This window comes from Rhizobium sp. BK491, from assembly GCF_014194925.1.
Classification (GTDB): domain Bacteria; phylum Pseudomonadota; class Alphaproteobacteria; order Rhizobiales; family Rhizobiaceae; genus Rhizobium.
Window position 1 is genome coordinate 328,045 of record NZ_JACIAR010000004.1, and the last position, 26,402, is coordinate 354,446.

The 26,402-nt window shown below is 60.8% G+C and carries 28 protein-coding genes; 12 read left to right on the top strand and 16 right to left on the bottom strand.

Translation table 11 applies throughout. From position 1 onward, the window contains the following. The first annotated feature begins 33 nt into the window (after positions 1 to 33). On the top strand, positions 34 to 846 hold the full coding sequence (locus FHX05_RS19840) for a TIM barrel protein (RefSeq protein WP_183711530.1): 813 nt from the start codon (positions 34 to 36) through the stop codon (positions 844 to 846). A gap of 33 nt (positions 847 to 879) precedes the next feature. Here the strand turns inward: FHX05_RS19840 and nikR are convergent, their stop codons facing one another. The 3 genes from nikR to cbiE all read right to left on the bottom strand — a co-directional run bounded on the left by nikR (position 880) and on the right by cbiE (position 3,416). Next, positions 880 to 1,317 (bottom strand): nickel-responsive transcriptional regulator NikR, encoded by a 438-nt coding sequence (gene nikR / locus FHX05_RS19845; protein ID WP_112335808.1) that lies wholly within the window; start codon positions 1,315 to 1,317, stop codon positions 880 to 882. 79 nt (positions 1,318 to 1,396) lie between these two features. Further along, positions 1,397 to 2,155 carry a precorrin-4 C(11)-methyltransferase gene (gene cobM / locus FHX05_RS19850; RefSeq protein ID WP_183873989.1) on the bottom strand — a complete coding sequence of 253 codons (759 nt, stop codon included), beginning with the start codon at positions 2,153 to 2,155 and terminating at the stop codon, positions 1,397 to 1,399. A gap of 19 nt (positions 2,156 to 2,174) precedes the next feature. Further along, entirely contained in the window at positions 2,175 to 3,416 is a 1,242-nt protein-coding gene (gene cbiE, locus FHX05_RS19855; RefSeq protein ID WP_183874466.1) for a precorrin-6y C5,15-methyltransferase (decarboxylating) subunit CbiE, read from the bottom strand. Between cbiE and FHX05_RS19860 the strand changes: the two genes are divergently transcribed. After that, the gene (locus FHX05_RS19860) at positions 3,400 to 4,170 is read left to right on the top strand and encodes a cobalt-precorrin-6A reductase (protein ID WP_183873991.1); all 771 of its coding nucleotides are present in this window, start codon (positions 3,400 to 3,402) and stop codon (positions 4,168 to 4,170) included. The two genes, cbiE and FHX05_RS19860, sit on opposite strands and share 17 nt — an antisense overlap. Here the strand turns inward: FHX05_RS19860 and FHX05_RS19865 are convergent. The 6 genes from FHX05_RS19865 to FHX05_RS19890 form a co-directional block, all read right to left on the bottom strand. Next, positions 4,134 to 4,898 (bottom strand): precorrin-3B C(17)-methyltransferase, encoded by a 765-nt coding sequence (locus tag FHX05_RS19865; protein WP_183873993.1) that lies wholly within the window; start codon positions 4,896 to 4,898, stop codon positions 4,134 to 4,136. The genes FHX05_RS19860 and FHX05_RS19865 overlap by 37 nt on opposite strands. Then, positions 4,895 to 5,632, bottom strand: a complete 738-nt coding sequence (locus FHX05_RS19870) for a precorrin-2 C(20)-methyltransferase (protein ID WP_112608786.1) — start codon at positions 5,630 to 5,632, stop codon at positions 4,895 to 4,897. Before FHX05_RS19870 ends, FHX05_RS19865 begins: the two co-directional genes overlap by 4 nt. Beyond that, positions 5,629 to 6,261: a precorrin-8X methylmutase gene (locus FHX05_RS19875; RefSeq protein WP_183873995.1), complete on the bottom strand. Its 633-nt coding sequence runs from the start codon at positions 6,259 to 6,261 to the stop codon at positions 5,629 to 5,631. Before FHX05_RS19875 ends, FHX05_RS19870 begins: the two co-directional genes overlap by 4 nt. Before the next feature lie 2 nt (positions 6,262 to 6,263). Further along, the gene (gene cobG, locus FHX05_RS19880) at positions 6,264 to 7,691 is read right to left on the bottom strand and encodes a precorrin-3B synthase (protein WP_183873997.1); all 1,428 of its coding nucleotides are present in this window, start codon (positions 7,689 to 7,691) and stop codon (positions 6,264 to 6,266) included. Positions 7,692 to 7,748: 57 nt separating this feature from the next. Then, complete coding sequence (gene cobF, locus FHX05_RS19885; protein WP_183873999.1) at positions 7,749 to 8,525, bottom strand: precorrin-6A synthase (deacetylating); 777 nt, start codon at positions 8,523 to 8,525, stop codon at positions 7,749 to 7,751. Between the two features lie 162 nt (positions 8,526 to 8,687). After that, positions 8,688 to 9,524 carry a helix-turn-helix transcriptional regulator gene (locus FHX05_RS19890; protein WP_112608794.1) on the bottom strand — a complete coding sequence of 279 codons (837 nt, stop codon included), beginning with the start codon at positions 9,522 to 9,524 and terminating at the stop codon, positions 8,688 to 8,690. Between the two features lie 119 nt (positions 9,525 to 9,643). Between FHX05_RS19890 and FHX05_RS19895 the strand changes: the two genes are divergently transcribed. Next, positions 9,644 to 10,840 (top strand): MFS transporter, encoded by a 1,197-nt coding sequence (locus tag FHX05_RS19895; RefSeq protein WP_112608796.1) that lies wholly within the window; start codon positions 9,644 to 9,646, stop codon positions 10,838 to 10,840. 60 nt (positions 10,841 to 10,900) lie between these two features. Here FHX05_RS19895 and FHX05_RS19900 read toward each other — a convergent pair whose 3' ends face one another. Both FHX05_RS19900 and alr read right to left on the bottom strand, forming a co-directional pair. Continuing rightward, positions 10,901 to 12,151: a D-amino acid dehydrogenase gene (locus FHX05_RS19900; protein WP_183874001.1), complete on the bottom strand. Its 1,251-nt coding sequence runs from the start codon at positions 12,149 to 12,151 to the stop codon at positions 10,901 to 10,903. 31 nt (positions 12,152 to 12,182) lie between these two features. Further along, positions 12,183 to 13,316, bottom strand: a complete 1,134-nt coding sequence (gene alr / locus FHX05_RS19905) for an alanine racemase (RefSeq protein WP_183874003.1) — start codon at positions 13,314 to 13,316, stop codon at positions 12,183 to 12,185. A gap of 126 nt (positions 13,317 to 13,442) precedes the next feature. Between alr and FHX05_RS19910 the strand changes: the two genes are divergently transcribed. Further along, on the top strand, positions 13,443 to 13,907 hold the full coding sequence (locus tag FHX05_RS19910; RefSeq protein WP_015343397.1) for an Lrp/AsnC family transcriptional regulator: 465 nt from the start codon (positions 13,443 to 13,445) through the stop codon (positions 13,905 to 13,907). Between the two features lie 29 nt (positions 13,908 to 13,936). On the opposite strand, the gene FHX05_RS19915 is transcribed toward FHX05_RS19910, so the two are convergent. Next, positions 13,937 to 15,733, bottom strand: coding sequence for a PAS domain S-box protein (locus tag FHX05_RS19915; protein WP_183874005.1), 1,797 nt, complete (start codon positions 15,731 to 15,733; stop codon positions 13,937 to 13,939). 178 nt (positions 15,734 to 15,911) lie between these two features. Here FHX05_RS19915 and FHX05_RS19920 point away from each other — a divergent pair, with 178 nt between their 5' ends. Then, entirely contained in the window at positions 15,912 to 16,220 is a 309-nt protein-coding gene (locus FHX05_RS19920; RefSeq protein ID WP_183874007.1) for a hypothetical protein, read from the top strand. A gap of 69 nt (positions 16,221 to 16,289) precedes the next feature. Here the strand turns inward: FHX05_RS19920 and FHX05_RS19925 are convergent, their stop codons facing one another. Beyond that, positions 16,290 to 17,339: an ornithine cyclodeaminase gene (locus FHX05_RS19925; RefSeq protein WP_015343395.1), complete on the bottom strand. Its 1,050-nt coding sequence runs from the start codon at positions 17,337 to 17,339 to the stop codon at positions 16,290 to 16,292. Between the two features lie 141 nt (positions 17,340 to 17,480). Between FHX05_RS19925 and FHX05_RS19930 the strand changes: the two genes are divergently transcribed. Beyond that, positions 17,481 to 17,918 carry an Lrp/AsnC family transcriptional regulator gene (locus FHX05_RS19930; protein WP_015343394.1) on the top strand — a complete coding sequence of 146 codons (438 nt, stop codon included), beginning with the start codon at positions 17,481 to 17,483 and terminating at the stop codon, positions 17,916 to 17,918. Positions 17,919 to 18,085: 167 nt separating this feature from the next. On the opposite strand, the gene hutC is transcribed toward FHX05_RS19930, so the two are convergent. Beyond that, positions 18,086 to 18,841, bottom strand: a complete 756-nt coding sequence (hutC, locus tag FHX05_RS19935; protein WP_183874009.1) for a histidine utilization repressor — start codon at positions 18,839 to 18,841, stop codon at positions 18,086 to 18,088. A 193-nt stretch (positions 18,842 to 19,034) separates the two neighbouring features. Between hutC and FHX05_RS19940 the strand changes: the two genes are divergently transcribed. From FHX05_RS19940 to solA, 6 genes are all read left to right on the top strand, one after another. After that, on the top strand, positions 19,035 to 19,874 hold the full coding sequence (locus FHX05_RS19940) for a transporter substrate-binding domain-containing protein (protein ID WP_112399562.1): 840 nt from the start codon (positions 19,035 to 19,037) through the stop codon (positions 19,872 to 19,874). Between the two features lie 100 nt (positions 19,875 to 19,974). Further along, complete coding sequence (locus tag FHX05_RS19945; protein WP_183874011.1) at positions 19,975 to 20,700, top strand: ABC transporter permease subunit; 726 nt, start codon at positions 19,975 to 19,977, stop codon at positions 20,698 to 20,700. A gap of 10 nt (positions 20,701 to 20,710) precedes the next feature. Further along, complete coding sequence (locus FHX05_RS19950; RefSeq protein WP_183874013.1) at positions 20,711 to 21,415, top strand: ABC transporter permease subunit; 705 nt, start codon at positions 20,711 to 20,713, stop codon at positions 21,413 to 21,415. Positions 21,416 to 21,437: 22 nt separating this feature from the next. After that, on the top strand, positions 21,438 to 22,214 hold the full coding sequence (locus FHX05_RS19955; RefSeq protein WP_183874015.1) for an ATP-binding cassette domain-containing protein: 777 nt from the start codon (positions 21,438 to 21,440) through the stop codon (positions 22,212 to 22,214). Further along, positions 22,211 to 23,716 carry a histidine ammonia-lyase gene (hutH, locus tag FHX05_RS19960; protein ID WP_183874017.1) on the top strand — a complete coding sequence of 502 codons (1,506 nt, stop codon included), beginning with the start codon at positions 22,211 to 22,213 and terminating at the stop codon, positions 23,714 to 23,716. Before FHX05_RS19955 ends, hutH begins: the two co-directional genes overlap by 4 nt. 1 nt (position 23,717) lies before the next feature. Beyond that, positions 23,718 to 24,866 (top strand): N-methyl-L-tryptophan oxidase, encoded by a 1,149-nt coding sequence (gene solA, locus FHX05_RS19965; RefSeq protein ID WP_183874019.1) that lies wholly within the window; start codon positions 23,718 to 23,720, stop codon positions 24,864 to 24,866. 20 nt (positions 24,867 to 24,886) lie between these two features. Here the strand turns inward: solA and FHX05_RS19970 are convergent, their stop codons facing one another. Further along, a complete protein-coding gene (locus FHX05_RS19970) occupies positions 24,887 to 25,381 on the bottom strand; it encodes a cytochrome b/b6 domain-containing protein (protein ID WP_183874021.1) in 495 nt (164 codons plus the stop codon). Between the two features lie 213 nt (positions 25,382 to 25,594). Next, on the bottom strand, positions 25,595 to 26,353 hold the full coding sequence (locus FHX05_RS19975) for an alpha/beta hydrolase (protein ID WP_183874023.1): 759 nt from the start codon (positions 26,351 to 26,353) through the stop codon (positions 25,595 to 25,597). Positions 26,354 to 26,402: the final 49 nt, after the last annotated feature.

The following is a 26,402-nucleotide window of genomic DNA, read 5'->3' on the forward strand; positions in this document are numbered from 1 at the left end:
TGCTGCCGGACGCCTTGAGGAGGAGTGCCCATCATGAGTTCCATTCGTTTCGCGCTCAATCATATGTGTGCGCCGTCATTGAGGCTCGAATCGTTCTTTGCCGCCGCAAAAGAGCTCGGCATCGATAGCGTCGAGATCCGCAATGACCTTGCCGGGAACGCGATCCTGGATGGTACGCCGGCAGCGGCCGTCAAGGAGCTCGCGGCGCGACATGGGCTGACGATCATCTCGATCAACGCTCTGCAGCGTTTCAATGAGTGGAATGACGAGCGTGCCCGGGAGGCAGCGGAGCTGATCGACTATGCGCGCGATTGCGGCGCCAGGGCGCTCGTCCTCGTTCCGGTCAACGACGGCAGCGGCCGCGAGCCGGAGGCGCGGCATGCCAATCTCCGCAAGGCGCTGTCAGCCCTGAAGCCGATGCTGGAAGCGGCCGGCATCATCGGCCTGGTAGAGCCGCTCGGCTTCGAGATCTGCTCGCTGCGCCTAAAGAGCGAGGCGGCGGCTGCGATCGAGGAACTCGGTGCGAGATCCACCTTCCTTCTCGTGCACGATACATTCCATCACCATCTCGCTGGTGAGGCGGCAACCTTCCCCGAACTGACGGGTCTCGTGCATATTTCCGGCGTCAGCGATCCCGATGTTTCCGTTGGGGACATGCGCGATCCGCATCGTGTTCTTGTCGATGCGAGGGATCGTCTCGATAATGTCGGTCAGCTCCGAGCGCTGCTCTCTGCTGGCTATGCCGGTCCGGCATCCTTCGAGCCCTTTGCCCCGACGGTGCATGCGTTGAAGGAGCCGGTTGTGGCTATCAAGGAGAGCATGGCTTATATCGCCGATCGGCTCTGACCGAGTAGTCCGCGGGGGAGCCTGCCTGCCCGCTCAATCGTGCGAATGCGTGTCGGAGTGCTTCGCGCCGTCGTCCGATGGGATGATGTGCAGGTTTCCGAAGCGCACGCCGCGCTGCGTCACCACGCTGTCGGCAAATGCCCTGATGTCATCCGTCTTGCCCTTCAGCACGGAGACTTCGAGGCAATCATGCCCATCGATGTGAACATGAAGTGTCGAGATCGAAAGATCATGGTGATCGTGCTGCGCTGTCGTCAGGCGGCGCGACAGATCGCGGGTTTCATGTTCATAGACATAGGCGAGGGCGGCGTAGCATCTGGCTTCGCCATCCACGGTCGGCTGCGCGCGCGTAACGGCGTCGCGAACGAGATCGCGCAAGGTTTCCGAACGGCTGGCATAACCGCGCTGTGCGCTGATCTGGTCAATCGTCTCCAGAAGATCGTCGTCGATGGTAATGGTAATCCGCTGCATATCCCGATCCTCTTTTGCCCCGTGGCTTGCCGCGATCGACTAGAGGAAATTTCGAGCGGATTTGCAACGGTGCCCGGCGTTATTGACGGCCACGGAAGCGACGCTGATAGGTCGGGTCGTAGAGCGAGCTTTCGCGGAAATCGCTGGCGCCAAGCGATGCACCGACAAAGATCAGGGCCGTGCGTTCTATCGGATCGGCGGCCACTTTCGCTTCGATCGTCGCAAGCGTGCCCCGAATGATCCGCTCGTCGGGCCAGGATGCCTTGACGACGATCGCAACCGGGCAGTCTGCGCCGTATAGCGGCGCCAGATCCTCGACGACCTCTTTGAGCGCGTGGATTGCCAGATGGATCGCGAGCGTGGCGCCGGTCGCGCCAAATTTTTCCAGCGTCTCGTTGTTCGGCATGGGCGAGGCACGGCCTGAAACACGAGTCAGGACGAGACTTTGAGCGATAGCCGGGATGGTCAGCTCGCGGCCGAGCGCGGAAGCTGCAGCCGCAAAGGCCGGGACGCCGGGGGTCAGCGTATAGTCGATGCCATGCTTTTCCAACCGGCGGATCTGTTCGGCGACCGCGCTCCAGACCGAGAGGTCGCCGGAATGCAGACGCGCAACATCCTCGCCTGCTTCGGCTGCTTTCAGATATTCCGCCTCGATCTCGTCGAGCGACATCGGCGCCGTGTCGATAATGCGGGCGCCGGGCGGGCAATATTGCAGCAGTTCCGGCGAAACGATCGAGCCGGCATAGAGGCAGACCGGGCATTTGCCGATCAGGTCCCGGCCGCGCACCGTGATCAGGTCGGCGGCTCCTGGGCCCGCGCCAATGAAATGCACTGTCATCACTCTACCTCGATCTCAATTATGGCTTGGTCCACGACCATTGCGTTACCGGCATGGCCGGCCGCCAGCCGGTCATGCGTCCGACAGGTGCGGCGCGCGCAATGTCGATGCGGATCAGCGAGCCGCCCCGGCGCGTGTGCTCGGCCAGCAGTAGCGCTTCCATTTCCGTCGTAACGGCATTGGCAACCAGCCTGCCGCCGCTTTTCAATCCGTTGATAGCCGCCTCGAGTACGCCGGGATCGCTGCCGCCGCCGCCAATGAAGATCGCATCGGGCGCAGCGAGGTCAGAAAGAGCAGCCGGCGCCTCGCCTTCGACAATCACCAGGCCAGGTACGCCGAAATTGCCGGCATTACGGCGGATACGCGCCGTACGCTCGGGCGATGCTTCGATGGCAATGGCGCGCAGCGAGGGATCGGCCAGCATCCATTCGATGCCGATCGAACCGGAGCCGGCGCCGATATCCCAGAGCAGTTCGCCATGGCGCGGGGCGAGCGCCGATAGCGTCATCGCGCGAATCTCCCGCTTGGTGATCTGGCCGTCATGTTCGAAAAGCTCGTCGGGAAGACCCGCGCTCAGCGGCAGGATTCGTGCGCCAGCGTCCGCCTTGACCTCGACGCCGCAGATATTCAGATCGTTGATGCCGGATAGGGAAAAATCGGCCGCACTCTGGCGAGAGGTCTTTTCATGCGGGCCGCCCAGCGCTTCCAGAACCGTAAGCTCAGATGGGCCGAAGCCGGAGCTTTGCAGCAGGGCCGCCAATTCGGCAGGACCTTTGCCGTCGGACGTCAGCACCAGGATTTTGCGGCCGGCATGCAGATGCGGCCGGATCAGATCGATCGGCCGTCCGTGCAGCGAGAGAACCGTCGTCTCCTGCAAAGGCCAGCCGAGGTGCGAAGCGGCGAGGCTGAAGGAGGAGGGCGCCGGGATAACAGTCATTTCAGCGGCCGGAATGCTCCGCGAAAGTGTCGCGCCGACGCCGTAGAAAAAGGGATCGCCTGATGCGAGAACCACCGTCGGCTTGCCGCGCCGGGCAAGCACCGCCTCGACGGATTTTTCGAATGGCGAAAGCCATGCTTGCGTTTCGCCTGATATCAGCGAGCTCATCAACTCGATATGGCGCCTCCCGCCGAAGACGACCGGTGCCGAGGCGATCTGCCGTTTGGCCTCGTCGCCGAGACCGGCTGGACCGTCTTCGCCGATGCCGATAAGAGTGAGCCAGCGTTGAATTGAAGGTGTCTCAGCCATGGGCAAGGCCCGTATTCTGATCCTCGGCGGCACGACGGAGGCCCGAGCGCTGGCGGCAGCTCTTGCCTCGCGAGCCGATCTCGAGGTCGTCCTGTCGCTTGCCGGCAGAACCACCGATCCCGCCCCGCAGCCCGTTCCGGTGCGCAGCGGTGGTTTCGGCGGCGCAGAGGGGCTTGCCCGCTATGTCAGTGACGAAGAGATCGACCTGTTGATCGATGCCACGCATCCCTTCGCAGCCCGCATCTCGGCCAATGCCGCAGCCGCGGCTGCTGAATGCCATGTGTCCGCCTTCGCGCTGCGCCGTCCGGCGTGGGTGCCGGTCGAAGGCGATGATTGGCTTTCCGTGCACAGCGTCTCGCAGGCTATCGCCGCCCTCGGCGATGCGTCCCTGCGCGTTTTCCTCGCGACCGGCCGGCAGGAGGCGCATCAGGCGAACGCCGCGCCGCAGCACCATTATTGGGTCCGCAGCGTCGATCCCGTCGAACCGCCGCTGGCGGTTCCGTATGTCAATTACATCCATGGTCGCGGTCCGTTCCGGTTGGCCGACGAACTCGACATGCTGCGACAGCATCAGATCGAGGTCGTCGTCGCCAAAAACAGCGGCGGTGACGCGACCTATGGGAAGATCGAGGCCGCAAGGCAGCTTGGCATCAAGGTGATCATGGTCGAGCGCGCTGAGGCCGCCGGTCTGCCGGTGGTCGAAACGGTAGACGCTGCGCTCGGTAGGATCGATCATTTCGCCTCTTCCCTGATGAAACGCGGCGTATAGACCAAATCTGGATGGCCTTCGCGGGCGATGACGCGCGTTTCGGCCGAGCCGATGATAACGCAGGTCGCCATATCTGCCTGCGAGGCCTCGGCATTCGCGAGCCCAGCGATCGTCATCCTCTCGTCTGGACGACCGGCGGCCCGGCCGAAGACGACAGGTGTTTCACCGGGCAGTAGGGCGCGCAGGATTTCGAAGGCCTTGCCGAGCTGCCAGGGGCGAGCCTTGCTGATCGGATTGTAGAGCGCGATCACGAAGCCCGCTTCGGCGACGGCGCGGAGACGACTCTCGATCAGCGGCCAGGGCTTCAGATTGTCCGAAAGCGAGATCGCACAGAAATCATGTCCGAGCGGCGCGCCGATCCGGGCCGCAACGGCAAGCATGGCCGTGATACCCGGCACGACGATAAGGTCTACCGTCCGCCATTCTGCTGGACCGTCATCGATCGCCTCGCAAACGGCGGCCGCCATGGCAAAAACACCGGGATCGCCGCCAGAGACGACGCAGACATTAATGCCGGCTGAGGCCCGCTGCAGCGCCACCTTGGCGCGGTCCAATTCCTCGCGATTGTCCGATGCCTGACGGATCTGGTCGTCGCGCAGCGTCAGGCGGTCGAGATAAGGACCGTAACCGTAAAATTCATGAGCGTCCGCGACCGCAGCCAGCGCCTCCGGCGTCGTCTGCTCAGGCTTGCCGGGGCCGGTGCCGATGACATAGAGACGCCCGCTCATGGTCTGCTTTCCCAGCCAGGAACCAGCACAAGAGAGAAATAGGGCGCCTCGGCATCGTCGCGGCTGGCAAGCGGCGTCATGGCACCGTTCGCCATCGTGCCACGCTCGACGTAAATCGCTTCCCCCAGCCGGCCCGCGGCATCGAGCGCGCGGCGGATTTTTGGCAGGTTGCGGCCGACTTTCATGATGACGGCCGCCTGTGTATCGCCCAGGCGGCGGGTAAGCTCAGCCTCCGCCATCGTTCCCGGCAGCACGGAGAGAACGTCGTCTCCCTGCACCATCGGCAAGCCGGCGAGCGACCAGCAGCCGGACATGGCCGTCACGCCAGGGATGACCTCTGTAGGAAAGCGATCGGCAAGGCGCACATGCAGGTGCATGTAGGAACCGTAAAACAGCGGATCGCCTTCGCTAAGCACGGCAACCGTCTTCCCCTCGCGAAGATGCGCCGCCACCATCTCGGCCGAAGCGTCGTAGAAAGCGGTGATCTGATGGAGATATTCCGGCGCGTCCTTGTCGATCTCGGTCGTGACCGGATAGTAAAGCGGCAGCAGCTTTACGTCTGTTCTCAGAAACTCGCTGACGATGGCCTTGCCGTTGCCGCCTCTGCCCTGCTTGGCGAAGTAGGCAACCACGTCGGCGCGCTCCAAGGCCTTGACGGCCTTGACCGTCAACAGTTCGGGATCGCCGGGGCCGGTGCCGACACCGATCAGGCTTCCATTGGACGGCGCGCTCATAGGCCAGGCCTCGCGAGAGCGTTGATCGCGGCTGCCGTCATGGCACTGCCGCCAAGCCGGCCGCGCACAATGGCAAAAGGAACGCCGTAGGAGTTCTCGGCAAGCGCATCCTTCGATTCCGCCGCGCCGACGAAGCCGACGGGCATGCCGATGATGGCGGCAGGCTTCGGAGCGCCGTCACGCAGCATTTCCAGAAGGTGGAAGAGGGCGGTCGGTGCATTGCCGATGGCAACGACGGAGCCGGCAAGGCGATCGGTCCAAAGATGCATGGCCGCAGCCGAACGCGTGTTGCCGATTGACTTGGCGATCTCCGCCGTGCGCGGATCCTGCAAGGTGCAGATGACATCGTTGGCGGCCGGCAGGCGTGCGCGGGTGACACCGCGGGCGACCATCTCCGCGTCGCAGAAGATCGGTGCGCCGGCAGAGAGCGCCTTGCGGGCGGATGCGACGAAATCGGGGGAGAAGAGAAAATGCTCTGCTGCTTCCACCAATCCGCAGGCATGGATCATGCGGACTGCGACATCGGCCTCGGCTTCGGGAAAACGCTGGAGATCGGCTTCGCTGCGGATGATCGCGAAGGAGCGTTCATAGATCGCATCCCCCTCACGGATATAGTCATAGTCAGGCATTTCTATCCCTGTCGTAAAGCCGTCGCGATTGCGTCCCGGCCGAGCCGTTTAAGACACTGCTGTGCCGATTCGCCAGCAGCTTTGTTGTTCCGTACCAGTTTCCCGAGCGCAGTCAGAGCTGATTTCAGGTCTTCCTTGTGGATGTAAGCCACCGGCTCTGATGATGATGACCCATTTACGACAATAGCATAGCCCGTTGCAGCACCGACAATGGTCAGCATTGCCGGAGACGGATGGGCGCAGCCTTTGGCGCAGCCGGATAGGTGCACTTGGAGCGAGCCGTCAAGCAGGTCGGAGGCTAAGTTGATGAGATCTGCGGCTGCCTGCCTCGTTGAATAATGCGCAGAGGCACATGCGCCGGCGCCGGAGCATGGGATTGCATAATTGGCCGGATCGTCAGTGCGTGTTTGAAAGCCGCATTCAGTTGCCGTGGCTAGGATGTCTTCAATGCGATCGCGAGGAAGCCCGAGCAATAGCAGGCTGTGCGTCGGCCCCGTCCGAATATCATGCACTCCCGCCACCTCAGCCGCGTCGAGAAAGCGGATGAGATCTCGGGCGTGGATCCGACCGAAGGCCGGTCGCAGGCCGAGGGCCGCATGCTGCTTGCCGAGCGGGATGAGGCCGACAGGCGAGGCCGGGGTAGCGCTTTCGACGGGTGAGGAATGGGGAGCGGCCGGAAGTTGCGCTTGCAAAGAGGAAATGTCCAGATCGCGGCCGCGAGCGCGAGGACCTATTTCGGTCAATGCTTTGACCAGGGTGATGACGCCAGGAATCGCTTGTTCGTCGGTCAAGTTGGCAAGCGGCGTGGCCGTCGCCTGTGTTCCGGCAATCGCAAGCTCCCACAGTTGCCTGCCATCTACGGCGTTGATCGCCTTCAAACGGATATCCGCCGAAATTTCATCGAGGATCACCCGGCCGCCGCCGTCGACGATGATGGCGAGCTTGGCAGCGAGCACTGGCTTGGGATGTAGGGAATCGATGGCGTTTCGTAGCCGTTGAGCGACCCCACGCGCATCGGCGATCTCCGACGGATCGACATCGCCGAGCGGCGGGACTTCGATCGCGACGCCGCTCTCCGGCACGATGCCGGCGCGGTCGATATCGGCGGCCAGTCCCGGCATGCTTTGCGGCGTCATGCCACGCAGCTGAAAATTGCCCCGCGCGGTGATCTCGATCAGGCCATTGCCATGCTTTTCTGTAGCCTCAGCCAAGGCGCGAAGTTGCGCAACCGTCAAACCTGGCGTTGATGGCCGCAAGCGAACAAGAAGACCGTCGCCGGTCTGCATCGGCGCGCTCAGCGAGGGGCAGGCACCGCGAACCATGGAGGGCAGGGGCGACGCAATGTCATCCTCGGCGGCTCCCCCCTGAGGGATGCACGCCTGGTCCTCCATTGTCTGCGTGTCGGCCGCAACCATAAAACTGCCCTTCATAAGGGACATTTCCTTGCACAAACCGGATCGGCGGGCAAACGATTTGGTATTCGGCTCTTATTCGAGATCGTCGAAATCCTGCCCCTTGCGCATGAGGTAGATATCCATGATCCATCCGTGCCTGGCGCGGGCTTCGGCGCGGGTTGCGAGAATGCGCTCGGAAACGTCAGCCAACCTGCCGGCAATCGTGATCTCATCCCGAGTGCCGAGATAGGCGCCCCAATAGATATAGGCATTGGGATCATCGATCTTGCTGAAGGCTTGCTCGCCGTCGAGCATGACAACCGCCGTTTCGGCAGTGCCCGGAAAGCTCTCGGCCAGCCGCCGACCGGTGGTGATCTGCACCGGCTTGCCGACGAGGTTAAGTGGGATGCGATGGCTTGCCGTCAGCGCCTGGATGCTGGTGATGCCGGGAACAACGCTGTAGTCGAGAGCGATCTTGCCGCGAGCGACGACACGCTCGAGAATGCGCAGCGTGCTGTCATAAAGGCCCGGATCGCCCCAGACGAGAAAGGCAGCACTCTCTCTCTCCGTCAGATGTTCCAGAAACAACCGCTCATAAGTCGCGGAAATTGCGTCATGCCATTCGTCGACGCTCTGCACATAGCTGCGGTCCGCCATCTGGCGCGAGGGCACGTCATAACCAACGAAACGCGTGGCCGGATTGGTGACATAGCGCTGGCAGATGTCGCGCCTGACATCGGCAAGTTCCGTCTTGGCCGCGCCCTTGCTGGGAATGAGAATGACATCGGCTGCGTTCAGCGCATTGATCGCCTGCACGGTGAGATGCTCCGGATTTCCCGTGCCGATACCGACGATGTAAATATGCCGCATATGCCTGCCCTCGCTCTTGGTGCAATTCCAGGAAAAGTGCGCAGCGGTTTTCCGTCCGGAATTGCAAGGAAACAAAGAGATAGAGCGGCTCAGAGATTCCGTGAAAGGCTGAGCCGCTCTGGCGCTGTTTGCCGGAAGCGTCCGGTCATTTCAAGAGGAGCTTCAGGCCGATTGCCGCTCAAAGGTCCAGCGGCCGGCCATATAGCTGCGCGGCGAGGTGCCGAGCATGCGGCGGAACATGGTGGTGAATGCCGCCACGCTCTCGTAGCCCGCTTCGAGCGCCACATTGGTAACGGGTTGGCCCTCGGCAAGCTGTGGCAGGCAGGCGAAAACGCTCGCTTGTTGTCTCCATGTGGTGAAGCTGATGCCGGTTTCCTTGCGGAACTGCCGTGTGAACGTCCGGCGGCTCACAGAAAGCTTCTCTGCCCAATCGTCCAATCTGGCGTTGGGCGATGGAGTGGACAGATAGTCGCGGCAGAGCGCGGCCATCCGACGGTCGGACGGGAAGGGGAGGCCGAGGGGCCGTTCCGGCAGCGTCGCGATCTCCTCGACGAGAAGCGACAGGACCAGCCTTGCCTTTCGATGACTGAGGGGCGCCTCCCGCAGCCGAATGGCCTCCAATAGCAGGCTGCGGGCGAGGTCCGTCACTTCCACGACGCGCGGGGCCTCATCCTTCGGCGGCTGGCTGCGCGGCGTCACGTAGACGGATTTCATGCTGACATCGCTCAGGATTTCGATCGAATGTTCCAGCCCAACGGGGATGAAAAGGGCATGGCCGGGCGGCACCATCCAGCGGCCGCGCGCTGTCATGATCAGGGCGACGCCGGCGAAGATGCACAGCAGTTGCGTGCGGCGGTGGCGGTGCCACGGAACGGTATAGCCCTGCGGCGGCTCGGCGCTATGGACGAGAATATCCGCGGGCGAATCCTCCATCCAGCGCATGTTCTGCACATGATCGTCGGCGAGGGTTGCCAGCAACTGTTTCGAAAGCTTTTCCATTTTGGCCCAATCGAGAAACTATTGGACCAGAACACGAAAGAAGGACACGCGCAAGCCGTGCTAAAGGCGGATCAAGTCATATGCTTGGCAAATCTGCCGGCACAGGAAGGATTACCCCGATGGTTGCGGAAGTCTTGGGCACGCAGGCCCGATATCAGAAGACGACGATGTCGGTCGTCATGGCCGTCAGCACGTGTCATATGCTGAACGATACGATGCAGTCGCTTTTGACATCGCTCTACCCGATGTTCAGAGAGAATTACGCGCTTGATTTCGTGCAGATCGGCCTGCTGACGATGATGTTCCAGATCACCGCATCGCTGCTGCAGCCGGTGGTCGGTATCGTCACTGACAAATGGCCGATGCCCTATTCGCTGCCGGTCGGCATGGTCAGCACCTTTGCAGGACTGCTGCTGCTTGGCTATGCCGGCAGTTTCGGCGTGCTCCTGATCGCTGCAAGCCTGATCGGCTTCGGTTCGGCCGTCTTCCATCCGGAGGCATCGCGCGTCGCCCGGCTGGCGTCGGGCGGACGTCATGGCCTGGCGCAGTCGCTATTCCAGCTCGGCGGCAATGCCGGTTCGGCAATCGGGCCGCTGATTGCCGCTTTCTTCGTCCTGCAACACGGCCAGAAGAGCGTCGCCTGGCTTTCGGTGCTCGCGGTGATCGGGTTCATCGTTCTGAGCTGGGTTGGCAATTGGTTCATCAATCACCGCCGCCAGCAGTCTGCCCGTCCAGCGCCGAGCCGCGCCTTGCCGATCGCACGTAGCAAGGCGATGTGGGCGCTTGCCATTCTCATCCTGTTGACGGCGACGAAGAATGTCTACATGGCGAGCATATCCAGCTATTTCACCTTCTACGTCATCGACAAGTTTCATCTCGATGTCCGCGACGCGCAGCTGATGCTGTTCCTCTTCCTCGGTTCCGTCGCCGCCGGAACGATCATGGGCGGCCCGGTGGGCGATCGCTTTGGCGCGCGTTTCGTGATCTGGTTCTCGATCCTCGGTGTCATTCCGTTTGCGCTGCTCATGCCCTATGCGAACCTGTTCTGGACCTGCGTCCTGACAGTCGTCATCGGCCTCGTGCTGGCCTCGGCCTTCCCCGCGATCGTGGTCTTTGCTCAGGAGCTGATCCCCGGCCGCGTCGGGCTGATCGGCGGCATCTTCTTCGGCTTCGCCTTCGGCGCGGGTGGATTGGGGGCTGCGGCGCTCGGAGATTTTGCCGACACGCATGGCATTCCCTTCGTCTACACGCTCTGCTCGTATCTGCCCTTGCTCGGCCTGTTCACGATCTTCCTGCCACGAATTCCACGGCATTGATCGAAGTGGGCGGGCAAGCAGCCCGCCTCTTTTCTGAAGCACTTATGCGCAAGCCGCTTGTCAGGCGTAGCGGCTGACGGCGAGGTCCGTCGCGTCGATATCAGGCTTGCGGCCGCTGACGAGATCGCTGATGACGCGCGCCGAGCCGGAGCTCATGGTCCATCCGAGCGTGCCGTGGCCGGTATTGAGGAATAGTCCCTTGATTTTCGTCGGTCCGATGACCGGCGTGCCATCCGGCGTCATCGGCCGCAGGCCCGACCAGAAGGAAGCCTTGGCAACATCGCCCCCGGGGAAGAGGTCGGTGACGGAATGCTCGAGAGTCTGGCGCCGGGCAAGGCCGAGATCGTTGGTATAGCCGGATATCTCTGCCATGCCGCCGACGCGGATGCGATCGCCGAGGCGGGTAATGGCGATCTTGTAGGTTTCGTCCATGACGGTCGATTCCGGCGCGCGCGACGCATCGGTGATCGGGATCGTCAGCGAATAGCCCTTGACGGGATAGACGGAGAGGCTGATGCCGAGCGGCTTCAGCAAAAGCGGCGAATAGCTGCCGAGCGCGACAACGATCGCATCGGCGTTCAAGCGCCCACGGTCGGTCATGACGGCGCGCGCCTGCTCCCCCTGAACGTCGAGGCCCTTGATCGTCGTGCCGTACTGGAACTTTACGCCGAGCTCGATTGCCTTCGCCGCAAGCGCATTGGTGAATTTGAAGCAGTCGCCGGTTTCGTCCTTCGGCGTCAGTAGACCTCCGACGATCTTGCCGCGGACATGCCGGAGCGCCGGTTCAACGCTGACGCAGCCGTCGGGATCGAGCACTTTATAGGGGATGCCATCGGCTGCCAGGGCCTTGACGTCCTTGGCGGATGCATCGAGCTGCGCTTGCGTGCGGAAGAGCTGCAGCGTGCCCTGCATGCGTTCGTCATAGGCAATGCCCGTTTCTTCGCGAAGCTGAGCGAGCGAAATGCGGCTGTAATCGGCCAGGCGCAGCATGCGGCTCTTGTTGATCGCATAGCGTTCCGAGGTGCAGTTCGACAGCATCTTGACGAGCCATGAAAGCATGGCGCCATCGACCTTCGGGCGCAAGATCAGCGGCGCGTGGTGCATGAACAGCCACTTGATCGCCTTCATGGGGATGCCGGGTGCTGCCCAGGGCGAGCAGTAGCCGAAAGAGACTTCGCCGGCATTGGCGAAGCTAGTTTCCAACGCTGGCCCCTGCTGCCGGTCGATGACCGTGACTTCGTGACCCGCCTTGGCGAGCTGATAGGCTGACGTCACGCCGATGATGCCGGCACCCAGAACGACGACTTTCATGATGTCCTCAGAGACTTGAGAGATGGGGAGGTCAGCGATATTGACGGTGGAAGCGATGGCCGAGACTGGTCAGGATTTCATAGGAAATCAAGCTGGCGTCGCGCGCAAGATCATCCACGGTCTGATGATCTCCAAGAACTTCCACCGTGCTGCCGAAAGAGAGTGCACCCTCGGGCAGGGCGCTGATATCGATTGTCGTGCTGTCCATTGAGATGCGGCCGACGATCGGCAGGCGAACGCCGTTGTAATAGACCGCGCCGCGATCGCTGAGGCTGCGAGGCAGGCCATCGGCATAGCCGGCGGCGATCGTCGCGAGCCGGGTCCGGCCCTTCGTCACATGCACGCCGCCATAGCCGACCCGCGCGCCCTCCGGAACGGTTCGCATCTGTACGACTGCGACATCGAGTCGAACGACGGCCTCCATGGGGTTGGCAACGCCACCGGTCGGAGCGCCGCCATAAAGGGCAATCCCCGGGCGCGCCAGTAAGCCATGGAAATCTCCGCCAAGAAAGATGCCGCCCGAGTTTGCGAACGAAACATCGTACTGCGGAAACTCCGCTGCGACGCGACGCATTTCGGCAAGCTGATCGGCGTTCTGTCCGCTGCTCGTCTCGTCCGCAGAGGCGAGGTGACTCATGATGAAGAGAATGTCGATGTCGTCGGACGCCTGCAGGTGAGTTGCGACGGCGCTTCTGTCTTCCGGCGGTATGCCAAGCCGCGACATGCCGGTATCGAATTGCAGAACCGCCGGGAGCCTGCGCTGAAGAGAGCGTGCCGTCTGCGACCATTGCTGCAACTGATCGAGCGAATTGATGACAGGCACGATGCCGCCATCGGCGCAGGTAGCCTCGTTGCCGGGCAACAGGCCGTTCAGTACAAAAATCGTCGCATCGCCAGGGAGTTGCGGGCGCAGCCGCAGTGCCTCGATGAAATGGGCGACGAAGAAATGCCGGCACCCGCGCCCGTAGAGCACTTTCGAGACTTGATTGGCACCGAGTCCATAGGAATCGGCCTTGACGACGGCAGCTGTTTTTGCCGGCGCAACGATGGCGGATAACTTGTCATAATTCCGGGATAGTGCGGCCAGATCGACCGTCAGATAGCCACATGCTCCACTGTCGATCGCCGATTTTAGCACTCGAGAATTCACAATGCCGCCGTCCATGTCCGCCCCTCACTTCTTCAAAGGCAGATTATTGAAAGGATCGTGAAATTGTTCGCCAAACAGTGATTGATTATTGTGTAATTGCAAAGATATTGAAATGATCTGCGATTTTTTGAAAGAATCCACATGGCCGCGCTCGACGCCATCGACCGCAATATTCTCCGCCTGCTTCGACTTGATGCCCGTGTCAGCAATGCGAAGCTGGCAAGCGAAGTGGGACTATCGCCATCGGCCTGCCTGCGGCGCATCAAATTGATGGAGCAGGCCGGGGTAATCCGCGGTTACACGGCGCTGGTGGACACGTCGCAGGCGGAGGCATCGATCGCCGTCATCATCAACATCACACTCGAGCGGCAAACGGAGGAGCATCTCGATCGTTTCGAGGCGGCGGTGCGCAAACATCCCGAGATCAAGGAATGCTTTTTGATGACAGGCGGCTCCGACTATCTGCTGCGTGTCGAAGTCGCCAATCCCGGCGACTTCGAACGTATCCATAAGGATATCCTGTCGACCATGCCGGGAGTGCTGCGAATCCATTCGAGCTTCTCGATCCGCAACGTGCTTGCGACGCGGCCGAAGGGGCTGCGTTGAGCCGATGTCAGCTCAACGTAGGAAAGACCTTATTCCGCCGTTCCGCGATCCTGATCCCAGCCGATGCCGGCTGCAGCATCCACTTCGCAGATCAAGCCGCTCGGTTCGTAACTCATTCGGACCTTGCCGTTCAATTCTGCCGCCAGCAGACTTTCTATCAAGCGGGAGCCGAAACCCCTCCGGGTTGGAGGTGTTACGGTTGGTCCTCCCGCTTCCTGCCACCGCAACTTGAGGCGTTCGGCCCCGCCGCTTTCCAGCGACCAAGTAATGGCAATGCGTCCATCAGGCACCGAAAGCGCGCCATACTTGGCCGCATTCGTTGCGAGCTCATGCAGGGCGAGCGAGATGGAAACAACAGCCCGCGGCGCAAGCTTGATGGCAGGGCCGGAGATTTCGAACCGGTCCTTCGGATAGGGCGACAATGCCTGGGCTGTGATTTCAGTCAATTCGGCCTGCTCCCATTTGCCATGGATCAGCAAATCGTGAGCACGTGCCATTGAGGAGAGCCTTGCCTCGAAGGTCTCGACGGATGCCTTGTCGACGTCATCTCTTCCCAATGTCTGGCGTGCAATGGCCATGACGGTTGCGAGCACATTCTTGACACGATGATTGAGCTCGCCCACCAGCACCGTCTGCAGGCGCTCGGCCTCCTTCTTGGCGCTGATGTCATGAGCAGTCTTCGAAGCCCCCACGATCCTGCCATAGACGTCATAGATCGGCGAAACGCTGAGGAGAACATCGACAAGCTCGCCGTTCTTGTTGCGTCGCTTGGTTTCGTAAGGCTCTACCTTTTGGCCCGAACGGATCCGCGCCAGAATCGCCGGCTCTTCGTCACTGCGGTCCTCCGGAACGAGCATCATCACGGACTGACCGATGGCCTCTTCGGCCGATTGTCCATAAAGCCTTTCCGCACCGCTATTCCAGCTCGTGATGATCATATTGAGATCGATGCTGAGGATGGCGTCGTCCGATGAGGCGACAATAGCCGCCAGCTGCCGCTCTACCTCCTGTGCACGCTTGCGTTCACTGATATCGGTGACGATCGCGGCGGCCCGCTGGATGCGTCCCGAACTGTCTTTCAAGCCGGAAACGGAGTTTGCAACCCAGACGAGGCTACCATCCTTGCGAACATAGCGTTTTTCAATCTCGAAGCTTTCTCCCGTCGCCATCATCGTTTCGAACAGGCGGGTAGTCTCGTGCAAATCGTCCGCATAGGTGATGTCATAGGTCCGCATGCCGAGAAGCTCGTTCTCGGAGTAGCCCACAATTTCGCAGAAACGCTCATTCACCCTGACGAAACGGCCGTCGAATTCGCACTGGGCAAACCCTGTCGTCGATTGCGAGATGACGGCGCGAAACAGCTCTTCACTTTCACGCAGCGCCTGCTCCGTGCGAACCCGTTCCGTCGTTTCGTTGACGATGCAGAAGACACCGAGCGCCCGGCCGTCCGCATCACGGACGGGCGAATAGGAAATGTCGAAATAAACCGTTTCGGGATATCCGTAGCGCTCGATATAGAAGGGCCGGTCCTTGGCGACGACTGCCATGCCGTCATGAAGAACCGAGCGAAGAAGCGGTTCGAGGTCGCTCCAGAGTTCGGCCCAGTTTTCCCGCGCAGGCCGGCCGAGTGCGCGAGGATGCTTGTCGCCTATCGTCGGCGCATAGGCGTCGTTGTAAAGTGCAATAAAGTCCTCGCCCCAGAACATAACGATCTGAGCTTGGGCGGGGAGCATGATATCGACGGCAGCTTTAAGGCATGCGGGCCATTCCGACCTAGGCCCAAGACTAGTGGCTGCCCAATCGAAGCCGGAGATAAGGTCAGCCATTTCGTTCGGTTGTCTAGCCAGTTCGGGCACGATGTTCAGAATGCATCCTCTCGTTAGCGACTGCAGTTCGCAAGAATTGCCGGGTCTCCCCGATGCTTGCGAATTCATAGCATATTCTCCCTCACAAAGTGCAGGGAGAAAATTGCTAATTTCGATGTATTTTAAGTGAGATAAGTGAATGTCCGCTACGAATATCTGGGGCATTCAAAGGGAGCGCCATAAACTCTCGTCTTGGCTGGGCGTCAATTTGACGCTTGCTTCGAGTTGGCTATCAGAAATTCGGGAGCGCACGCGTTTCGGCACATTTTTTCACGAGCCAGGACGCACGGCTTGCTGGGGATATGTGGCGTTTATCAAAGCACGTGCGGTTACGGCCAGCCAGCCGCTCCAGGGCGCGGTCGCTCGCCTGTCGTGGGCGAAGTCGCTTGCCAGCTGTTCCGCCACCTCTAAGCGCAGTCAATGGCGGGAGCGGATTGTATTGATCTGATGTCCCGGGATGAGCTTCCCTTTCAGTGCGGGAGATCAGATCATTTTCGCGCTCTTTCTTTGAGTTGCCTCAGGCTGCCCGTAGCAGCATGCCGAAGAGGTCGCGCGGATCGTCTGGATCGGCGATGATATCGAGCTTCTGGAAATAGTCCGTGCCGGCCAGCTTTTCGCGGACATAGCGCAGAGCGGAAAAATCCTCGATCGCGAAGCCGACGCTGTCGAAGAGCGTGATTTGCCCGTCGCTGCTGCGGCCCGGTGCCCGGCCGCTGACGACCTGCCAGAGTTCGGTGACCGGATAGTCCGCGCCCATCTGCTGGATTTCGCCTTCGATGCGGGTCTGCGGCGGATATTCGACAAAGGTGTCGGAGCGCAGCAGGATGTCGCGATGAAGCTCCGTCTTGCCGGGGCAATCGCCACCGATGGCGTTGATGTGGACGCCGGCGCCGACCATGTTGTCTGTCAGAATGGTCGCGAATTGCTTGTCGGCCGTGCACGTCGTGATGATATCGGCGCCTTCGATGGCAGCCTGAGCCGAGGTGCAGGGCACCAGACGCAGGCCTGTTCTGGCGAGATTGCGGACGGTCTTTTCGGTTGCTCTCGGATCAATGTCGTAGAGGCGGACTTCCTCGATGCCGAGGACCGCCTTCATCGCCAGCGCCTGGAATTCCGCCTGTGCGCCATTGCCGATCAGGGTGAGGCGCCGCGAATTGGCCGGTGCCAGATGTTTGGCCGCCATCGCCGAGGTGGCCGCCGTGCGCAGCGCCGTCAGCAGCGTCATTTCCGTCAGAAGCACCGGATATCCGGTCGAGACTTCTGCAAGCAGGCCGAAGGCGGTCACCGTCTGCAGTCCCTGCGCCATGTTCTTCGGATGGCCGTTGACATATTTGAAGCTGTAGACGGCGCCATCCGAGGTGGGCATCAACTCGATGACGCCGTCATGCGAATGGGAAGCGACGCGGGGCGTCTTGTCGAAGAGGTCCCAGCGGCGGAAATCCGCTTCGATAGCATCCGTGAGTTCGATGAGCACGGTTTCGATGCCGATGTGATGGACGAGCCGCATCATGTTCTCGACGCTGACGAAGGGAATGAAAGCTCTTTCCGATGGGAGCGGTGCGGACATTCTCGTATCCTCGATAAAAATCATTTCCCTAGGGTATCAAGCGGATCGATTGACTGAAATCGCAAAACTGTGTCAGTTCTGGTATGAGTTTATACAAATTGCCCAGGATTTTTGACAGATTATACAAGATCAGGATCTGCGATGACGCTTGCCAAGTATATTCCCGATGATCTCGACCGGCGTATCATCGCTCATCTGCGTGCCGATGGGCGGGCTTCGCTCTCCAAACTGTCTGATGTTCTGGGCGTCGCGCGCGGCACGGTGCAGAACAGGCTGGATCGACTGATAGAAACCGGCACGCTGCTCGGCTTCACCGTAAGGGTCCGGGAAGACTATGAGGAGCAGACCGTGCATGCCGTCATGATGATCGAAGTCGTGGGGAAATCGACGACGCAGGTCATCCGCAAGCTGCGCGGCCTGCCGGAAATCTATTCGCTGCATACGACGAACGGCAATTGGGATCTCGTCGCCAATATCCGCGCGACAAGCCTGTCGGACTTCGACCGGGTCTTGCGCGAAGTGCGGATGATCGACGGCGTCGCAAACAGCGAGACCAGCCTGTTGCTGAGCAGTCTATGATAGCTCGCGTTCAAAGCCACTGATCGCGGGGGATGGTCTAGGTGGGCTCATTTATGAAGTGCTCATTCCAGGCATCGTAATTTGCCCGGCTCCATCGGGACTTAGCGAACCTCGTACACCCTTCAGCGCTATTTCAGAGCCCGCGAATGTCTATGTTCCATATACAACTAACGCTCGGATGGTTTGCCGCTTTGGCTCTCCAGCCGATAGCGATGTCCCGGATAAACCAGCCGCGCCGTGGACACGATGCCGCGCGCCGACCATGTGCGCCTCCAGATCGTCAGGCAGGGTTCGGTCTTCAGGATCGTCAGCAGCTTGCATTCCCAGGCTTGCGGCATGACGGCTTCGACGACATGTTCCGAGCCGCTGAGCGGGGCGACGGCCGAAAGGTAGGCATTCGGTGTCATCTCGGTAAAATCCTGCTGCAGGTAATCGGGCGCGGCGTCCGGATGGACATGCCGGTCCTCGATCTGTACCGGCACGCCGTTCTCGCTATGCACGATCAGCGAATGAAAAGCCGGCGATCCGATGTCGAGTTCCAGCGCATCGGCTACGTCGGGCGAGGCGGCCTCCTGGGCCAGTACGATTACGCTTGCTTGATGGGAGTGGCCGCGTTCGGCGATCTCCTCGGCGATGTTGCGGACCTCGAAGAGGGCGGAGGCTCCCTTGCGCTCGGCGACGAAGGAGCCCACGCCCTGGATGCGAACAAGCTCGCCTTCATTGGCCAGTTCTCGCAGCGCACGATTGGCCGTCATCTTACTGACGCCAAGCTCGACCACCAATTCGTTTTCGGAGGGAACGCGATATTTCGGCGGCCACTCACCGCTATGAATGCGGCCGAGTATCATCTGCTTGACGCCGGCATAGAGAGGTGCGGTATCATTTTCCGCCAGTTCGCGTTTCATCTCGCCGGAACGCTTCATTGCCTATTCCCTTTGCACCGCGTGAATCTGCCTCGAAAACAACTTTCCTACTTGCATATCATAAATTATCTCATATGGTACCCTATACAACCTCGCAATCAATCCTAAAAATTAATTGGGAAAGCGGGCAAGCCGGCGAAGATCGGTAGGAAGTGCTGCAAAGCCTGTTTCAACCTCAGAGGAGCTCAACACAATGAAATTCAGTGCATTTCTCTTGTCAGGCGTCGTAGCTGCCGCCGTTTTCGCCGCGCCTGCATTCGCCAAGGACTGGAAGACGGCAACGATCACCCTGGAGGGTGCCTACGCGCCGTGGAACATGACGAACGCCGACGGCACGCTCGGCGGGTTCGAGCCGGAGCTTGCCAAGGTTCTGTGCGAACGAGCCAAGATCGATTGCAAGCTCGTTGCTTCCGACTGGGACGGCATGATCCCGGCGCTGAACGCCGGCAAGTTCGACGTCATCATGGATGCTCTGTCGATCACCGACGAGCGCAAGCAGGTCATCGGCTTCACCATTCCTTACGCCGCGACACCCGCTGCTTTTGCGACCGCCAAGGACAGCCCGCTTGCCAATGCCGCCGGCACCGGCACCACGATCAAGATGACCCCCGGCCAGACCGGCGTCAAAGAAATCGACGTATTGAAGGAAGCCTTCAAGGGCAAGACGATCGGCATCCAGGCTGCAACCGTCTATGCCAAGTTCGTCTATGACAATTTCGGTTCGATCGCCACGATCCGCGAATACAAGACCGGCGCCGACCGCGATCTCGATCTGCAGAACGGCCGTATCGATCTCGGCTTCGATGACGCCGTCTACTTCGCGAACGCCTTTGCCAGCGCCAATGATTCGCTCGCCTTCACCGGCCCGGAAATCGCCGGCTCCATTTGGGGCGAAGGCGAAGGCCTCGGCATCCGCCAAGCCGATACCGATCTGCGCGACAAGTTCAATGAGGCGATCAAGTCCGCGCTTGCCGACGGTACCATCAAGACCCTGTCGATGAAGTGGTTCAAGGTTGACGTCAGCCCGAATTGATGAGCGCGGCCTCGGGTCGTTTTCATCGGTCTCCGGCTTTGCGGCCGGAGACCATATGATATCCTGACGCCTGAAACTGCCACGGACGGGGATTGGATCTATGGCAAGCTTGCAATTGCTGGGCTTCGGCTCGAACGGATGGGGCGCGCTGCTGCTTGTTGCCGCCTTGATGACGCTTGCCGTCACGGCAACCGCCTTGGCCATCGGCGCCGTTCTGGGCGTGGTCATAGCCTCCGCGAAACTCTCCGGAAGCCTGGTGCTGAAGACGCTCGGCAATATCTATACGACAGTCTTTCGCGGCGTTCCTGAGCTTTTGATCATCTATCTGATCTATTTCGGCGGCTCCTCGGCGGTAACGTCCATCGGCAAATGGCTGGGCTATGAAGGCTTTCTCGGTCTGCCGTCTTTTGCCGCAGGTGCTCTTGCCGTCGGCATCATTTCCGGCGCCTATCAGGCCGAGGTGTTCCGCGGCGCCTATCTTGCCATTTCCAAGGGCGAGCTTGAGGCCGCGTCTGCCATAGGCATGCATCGCGGCCTGCGCCTGCGCCGCATCATCATTCCGCAGGTCTTCCGCTTTGCCATTCCCGGGCTCGGCAATGTCTGGCAGCTCAGCCTCAAGGATTCCGCTTTGATTTCCGTGACCGGCCTTGCGGAGCTGATGCGCACCAGCCAGGTCGCAGCCGGCTCTACCCGTCAATATTTCCTCTTCTTCATCGCCGGCGGCATTCTCTATCTGGTCCTGACCAGTCTGTCGGACCGCATCTTCAACAAGGCCGAACGTCACGCCAATCGCAGCATGCCGGCTGCGACGATTGGCCAGGCTTGAGGAGGACGGCATGGATTTCGGTTTTCTTTCGAGCACGATGGTCACGCTGCTGAAGGCGGTGCCGATGACGCTGCTGCTCTTCTCCCTGTCGATCCTCTGTGGCGGCCTTCTCGCTCTCGTCATCGTTGCCATGCGCGTCAGCGGCAATCCGATCCTGTCCGGTTTCGCCAAGGGCTATATTTTCGTGTTTCGCGGCTCGCCGCTGCTGATCCAGATGTTCCTGGTCTTCTATGGCTTGGCGCAATTCTCCATCATCCGCTATTCGTTCCTCTGGCCGTTCCTGCGCGAGCCCGTCGTTTGCGCGATCCTGTCGCTGGCGCTTTGCACTGCCGGCTATTCGGCCGAGATCTTTCGCGGCGGCATCCGCGCCGTTTCGCCGAAGGAGATCGAAGCCGCGCGTTCGATCGGCATGTCCGGCTTCCTGCTCGTGCGCCGCATCATAGCGCCGATCGCCTTTAGGCATGCGCTGCCGGCCTATTCGACCGAGATCGTGCTGATGATGAAGTCGACGGCGCTCGCAAGCCTCGTCACGGTCTGGGAGGTCACGGGCGTTGCCCAGCGGCTGATTTCGCAGACCTACCGCACGATGGAAGTCTTCATCTGTGCCGCGATCATCTATCTCGTGCTGAATTTCATCATTCTGCAGGCCATGGCCCTGCTGGAATATTCTCTGTCCCGCCATCGCCGCGCGATACCGCCGGCGCTGAAGGCCTAAAGCTTACTGGAGCAGGCAAACCATGCCAGGTGTCACCCGACTTTCCGTCCGCAACGTCCGCAAGAGCTTCGGTACTCATGAAGTCTTGCGCGGCATTTCCCTCGATGCTCAGGATGGCGATGTGATTTCGCTGCTCGGCGCTTCCGGCTCGGGCAAATCGACTTTCCTTCGCTGTATCAACCTCCTCGAAATCGCCACGGATGGCGAGATCTGGGTGGATGGCGAGCAGATTCGCATGATCCATAAGAATGGCAAGAGCTACCCAGCGAGCCACAAGCAGGTGGATCATATCCGCTCCGAACTCGGCATGGTCTTCCAGAGCTTCAATCTCTGGTCCCACATGACGATCCTGCAGAATGTCATCGAAGGGCCAGTGCATGTTCTGAAGCGCTCACGCTCGGAATGCGTTGCCGAGGCCGAAGCGCTTCTGGAGAAGGTCGGCATTGCCGACAAGCGTCATGCCTATCCCGCGCATCTCTCCGGCGGCCAGCAGCAGCGCGCGGCAATTGCCCGTGCGTTGGCCATGAAGCCGAAGGTTATGCTGTTCGACGAGCCGACCTCGGCGCTCGATCCGGAACTCGTCGGCGAAGTGCTGCGCGTCATGCGCGCCCTTGCCGAGGAAGGCATGACCATGCTGGTCGTCACCCACGAGATGAGCTTCGCCCGCAATGTCTCCAACCGCGTCGTCTTCATGAAGGAAGGGCTTGTCGAAAGCACCGGCGCGCCGGATGAGATGTTCGGCGGCGGCGCCTCGCCGGCCTTTCGCCAGTTCATCGGTCATTTCGGAAACGGACAATGACCGTTACGATCGATAGGCCGCTATCCTGGCGCGACGTCGCCCGCGTCGGTGGCGGTGAACCCTTGTCTCTCTCCGATGCTGCCTGGGAGCGCGTTGTTCAGGCAAGCCGCATCGTCGAGCGTATCGTGGAAACCGGCGTTCGCGCCTATGGCGTCAATACCGGCGTCGGCGCGCTTTCCGATACGGTGGTCGATCGCGATTCACAGAGCCGGCTGTCGCGCAATATCATCCTCAGCCACGCCTGCGGTGTCGGTCCGCTCTTGCCGGCGCGCGAGGTGCGCTCGATCATTGCGGTGCAGATCGCCAATCTCGCCCATGGCCATTCCGGCGTGCGGCCAGAGATCGTCAGGCATCTGGCCGCGTTTCTCGAACATGACTGCATTCCGGAAGTCCCGTCTAAAGGCTCAGCCGGCTATCTCACGCACAATGCCCATACCGCGCTCGTCCTGATCGGCGAGGGCAGGGCTGTCGTGAAAGGCAAGTCGATGAGCGGTGCCGAGGCGCTCGCGGCAATCGGCTTGAGTCCCTTGGTGCTTGGCGCCAAAGAGGGCTTAAGCCTCGTCAATGGCACGGCCTGCGCCACGGGATTGTCGGCGCTTGCCGTCTCCCGTGCCGAGCACCTGCTCGATTGGGCCGATGCCATCGCCGCGCTGACCTTGGAAGCCGTTGGCTGCCAGATGGCGGCTTTTGATGAGAAGGTACTGGCGCTGCGCCCATCGGCTGGCATCGCCAAGGTCGGGCGCAGCTTGCGCAATCGCCTGCATGGCAGCGGTCTCGTTGCGGCTGCCGTCGGCCGGCGGACGCAGGATGCGCTGAGCTTGAGGTCGGTCCCCCACGCCCACGGCGCGGCCTGGGATGTCTTCGAGCAGACGGCTGATATCGTCGATCAGGAACTCGCCTCGGTCACGGATAATCCGGCTGTTTCAGGCACGCCGGAGCAGCCGGTTGTCTCTTCCGAGGCGCATGCTGTGGCGCCCGCTCTTGGGCAGGCAGCCGATAGTCTGGCAATCGCGGTTGCACAGATCGCCGCGATGAGCGAACGCCGGACGGATCGCCTCGTCAATCCGCTGGTCAGCGGTCTGCCACCGTTTCTTGCGAGCGACGCCGGCAGCCATTCCGGTTTCATGATCGCGCAATACACGGCCGCGGCGCTGAGCAACGACAACCGGCGGCTCGCCGCACCGGCATCGCTCGACGGCGGCCTGACCTCCGGCCTTCAGGAAGACTTCCTGGCCCATCCGACCGCGGCGGCCAACAAGCTGCTCGCCATCCTCGACAATGCCGAATATATCCTGGCCATCGAGCTGATGGCTGCGGCGCAGGCACATGATTTCCTCGTTTCGAAGGGTGCCAGAGCGCCAGGAACGGAGCGTATCCACGCAGCTGTCCGTTCATGCGTGCCCGTTTATGGCGACGATCGTCCCTTGAATGCGGATATGGAAGCCTTACGGGCCATGATCGCCAAGACCGCGCCGCCTGCGGAAAACCAAACTGGAGCATGAAATGACTGCGGAATTCGACCTTGCCGTGGTCGGCCTCGGCGCGATGGGAAGTGCAGCCTTGTCTTTCGCAGCGGCGCGCGGCGCAAAGGCGATCGGGATCGAGGCGCATTTTCCTGCCCATTCCCTCAGCTCCTCGCATGGCGACAGCCGCCTGATCCGTCTCGGCTACTTCGAAGATCTGTCCTATGTTCCCTTGCTGAAGCGTGCCTATCAAAACTGGCGCTCGCTGGAGGCAAGGCTGCGGGCCGAGATCCTGACAGTAACAGGTGTCCTGCAGATCGGCACACCCGACAGCAAGATCGTCAGCGGCACGCGCGCTTCCTGCGACATGCACGACCTGCCGCATGAGATACTCGATCGCGACGCCATGAAACGCCGCTTTCCGGCTTTCGCGCTGGACGACGGGGAGGTCGGCCTGCTCGATCCTCAGGGCGGCTATGTCAGGCCTGAAGCGGCGATCATGGGCTATTTGAAGCTTGCGGCCGAAGACGGTGCCGTCCTGCATTTCGGCGAGCGCGTCATCGCGATCGAGCCAGACGATACGGGCGTGACCGTCGTTTCCTCAACTGGGCGATATCGCGCCCGCAAGGTGATCGTTGCAACCGGCGCGTGGATTGCCGAGCTTGTGCCGCAGCTGAAGGCGCATGCGCAGCCGATCCGGCAGGTGGTTGCCTGGTATCAGCCGAGGGATGGCTTCGTTGCCGAACCGCGGCGCATGCCATGCTTCCTGCGTGATGAAGGAGCGGAAGGTTCCTATTTCGGCTTCCCGGCCATCGGGGTCGATGGTGTGAAGATCGGCCGCCATGCGCATTTCCGTGAGCCGATTGACCCGACCCTTCCCAATCCGCCGGTGAATGATACCGACACCGATCTGCTCGACAATTTTGCTCGCAAGCGGCTACCGAATGCAGCCTCATTTCGCGGGCGCGCGACCACCTGCCGCTATACCATGCTGCCGAGCGAGGATTTTCTCATCGATAGGGTTCCCGGACAGCCGAATGTGGTTGTCTCGTCGGCCTGTTCCGGCCATGGCTTCAAGTTTACGAGCGTGATCGGCGAGATCCTGGCGGATCTCGCGCTTGAAGGGGGCAGTGCGTTGCCGACTGACCTCTTCTCTTTCAAAAGACACTTTGGCGGCAAAGCGGCATAGATCGCCGCGGGTTCGGCATTCTAGCCGACCGTCATGCGGCGCAGAACGTTCGATCTGAAATAGAAGTGCTGAACGAGCGCGCCGAATATGTGAAGGACGACGACTGTCCACAGGACCGCCTTGATCGGGCCGCCATGCAGGAAAGCGGCCGTGTCGACGCCGAGATAATAGGCCGCCATTCCCGAGAGCGGCATCGCGAAAATCAATGCGTAAAGCAGGACATGCGTCACGCTGGCGACGTAATGCACAATCACGGGCTGGCCGTCTGGCATTGCGGGAGCTTCCGATGAAAATTTGAATACGAGACGCACGATGGCGAGCAGCAGTATGGCAATGCCGGCATAGGCGTGAATATTGGCGCTGGAGATGTCGGCTGGCGTCGGCACCTGGCCATGACGAATAAGACGCCGCCATGCATTCATCCCATCCGGAAACAAGAGATTGAAGAAGATCAGCAGCGCCATGAGCCAATGAAGGACGCGTTGCGGAACGGAATAGGCGGATCTTGCAGACATCGTGCCTCCTTAGATTGGAATTATTCTAAAGGTAGGACATGATTCTAACGGGAACCTGAACGTGCCTCCCGCAATGAAGTTTCATTACCTGTTCACATAAAGCTGAGGTTCGATCTCTTTTATTGCCTCTAGGTTCGGGCATCGAAGCCAGCCGCTGCGATCCGCATAAGGATAGGCGGCGGCCTCGTTCATGAAGCCGCCGCTCGGATTGCCTTACTTGCCGGCGTCCTTGGCCGCCTTCTCGATCACGGCGGCCACCTTTTCCGGCTGCGAGGCGAAGACGGCATGACTTGCCTCGATTTCGGTCACGTCGCTGCCGGCACGCTTTGCCATGTCGCGCTCGAGCTCGGGATTGATGGAGCGGTCATGGGTTGCGACGATGGCCCAGCTCTTCTTCGCCTTCCAGGCAGGATCCCCAACTTTGGCGGTGAAGGCGGCCTTTGATGCAAAGACCTGCGATTTCGCCAGGAAACTGGCTTCATCCTTCGGCAGGTCGGCTGCGAAGTCGGCGGCGAATGTCGCGGGATCGAGATAAAGATATTGGCCGTCTTTGGTTTCGCGGATGTTCATACTGCCTGCAGGCTTCGAGCTCGCAAGGCTGATCAGGCTTTCGCCCTTGTCCGGCTGAAATGCAGCGACATAGACGAGGCCCGCGACATCCGGGCGATTGCCCGCTTCGGTGATGACCATGCCGCCATAGCTGTGACCGACGAGCAGGCTCGGGCCGTTCTGAAGGTCGAGCACGCGACTGGTGGCGGCGACATCGTCGGCAAGCGAGGTGATCGGTTCCTGCACGACGGTGACGTTGAAGCCGTCCTTTTCAAGGATGTCGGCGGTCTTGCGCCATCCTGAACCGTCAGCCAGAGCGCCGTGGACGATGACGATATTCTTGATCTCGGCTGCCTGCACCGCGAAGACAAAAGTACTTGCGGCAAGCCCGAGGGCGGCGATGGAAAGAAAACGGATCTTCATGATGTAACTCCTGTGTGTTGAGGTTCATGCTTGGGGTAAGGGGGAAGTT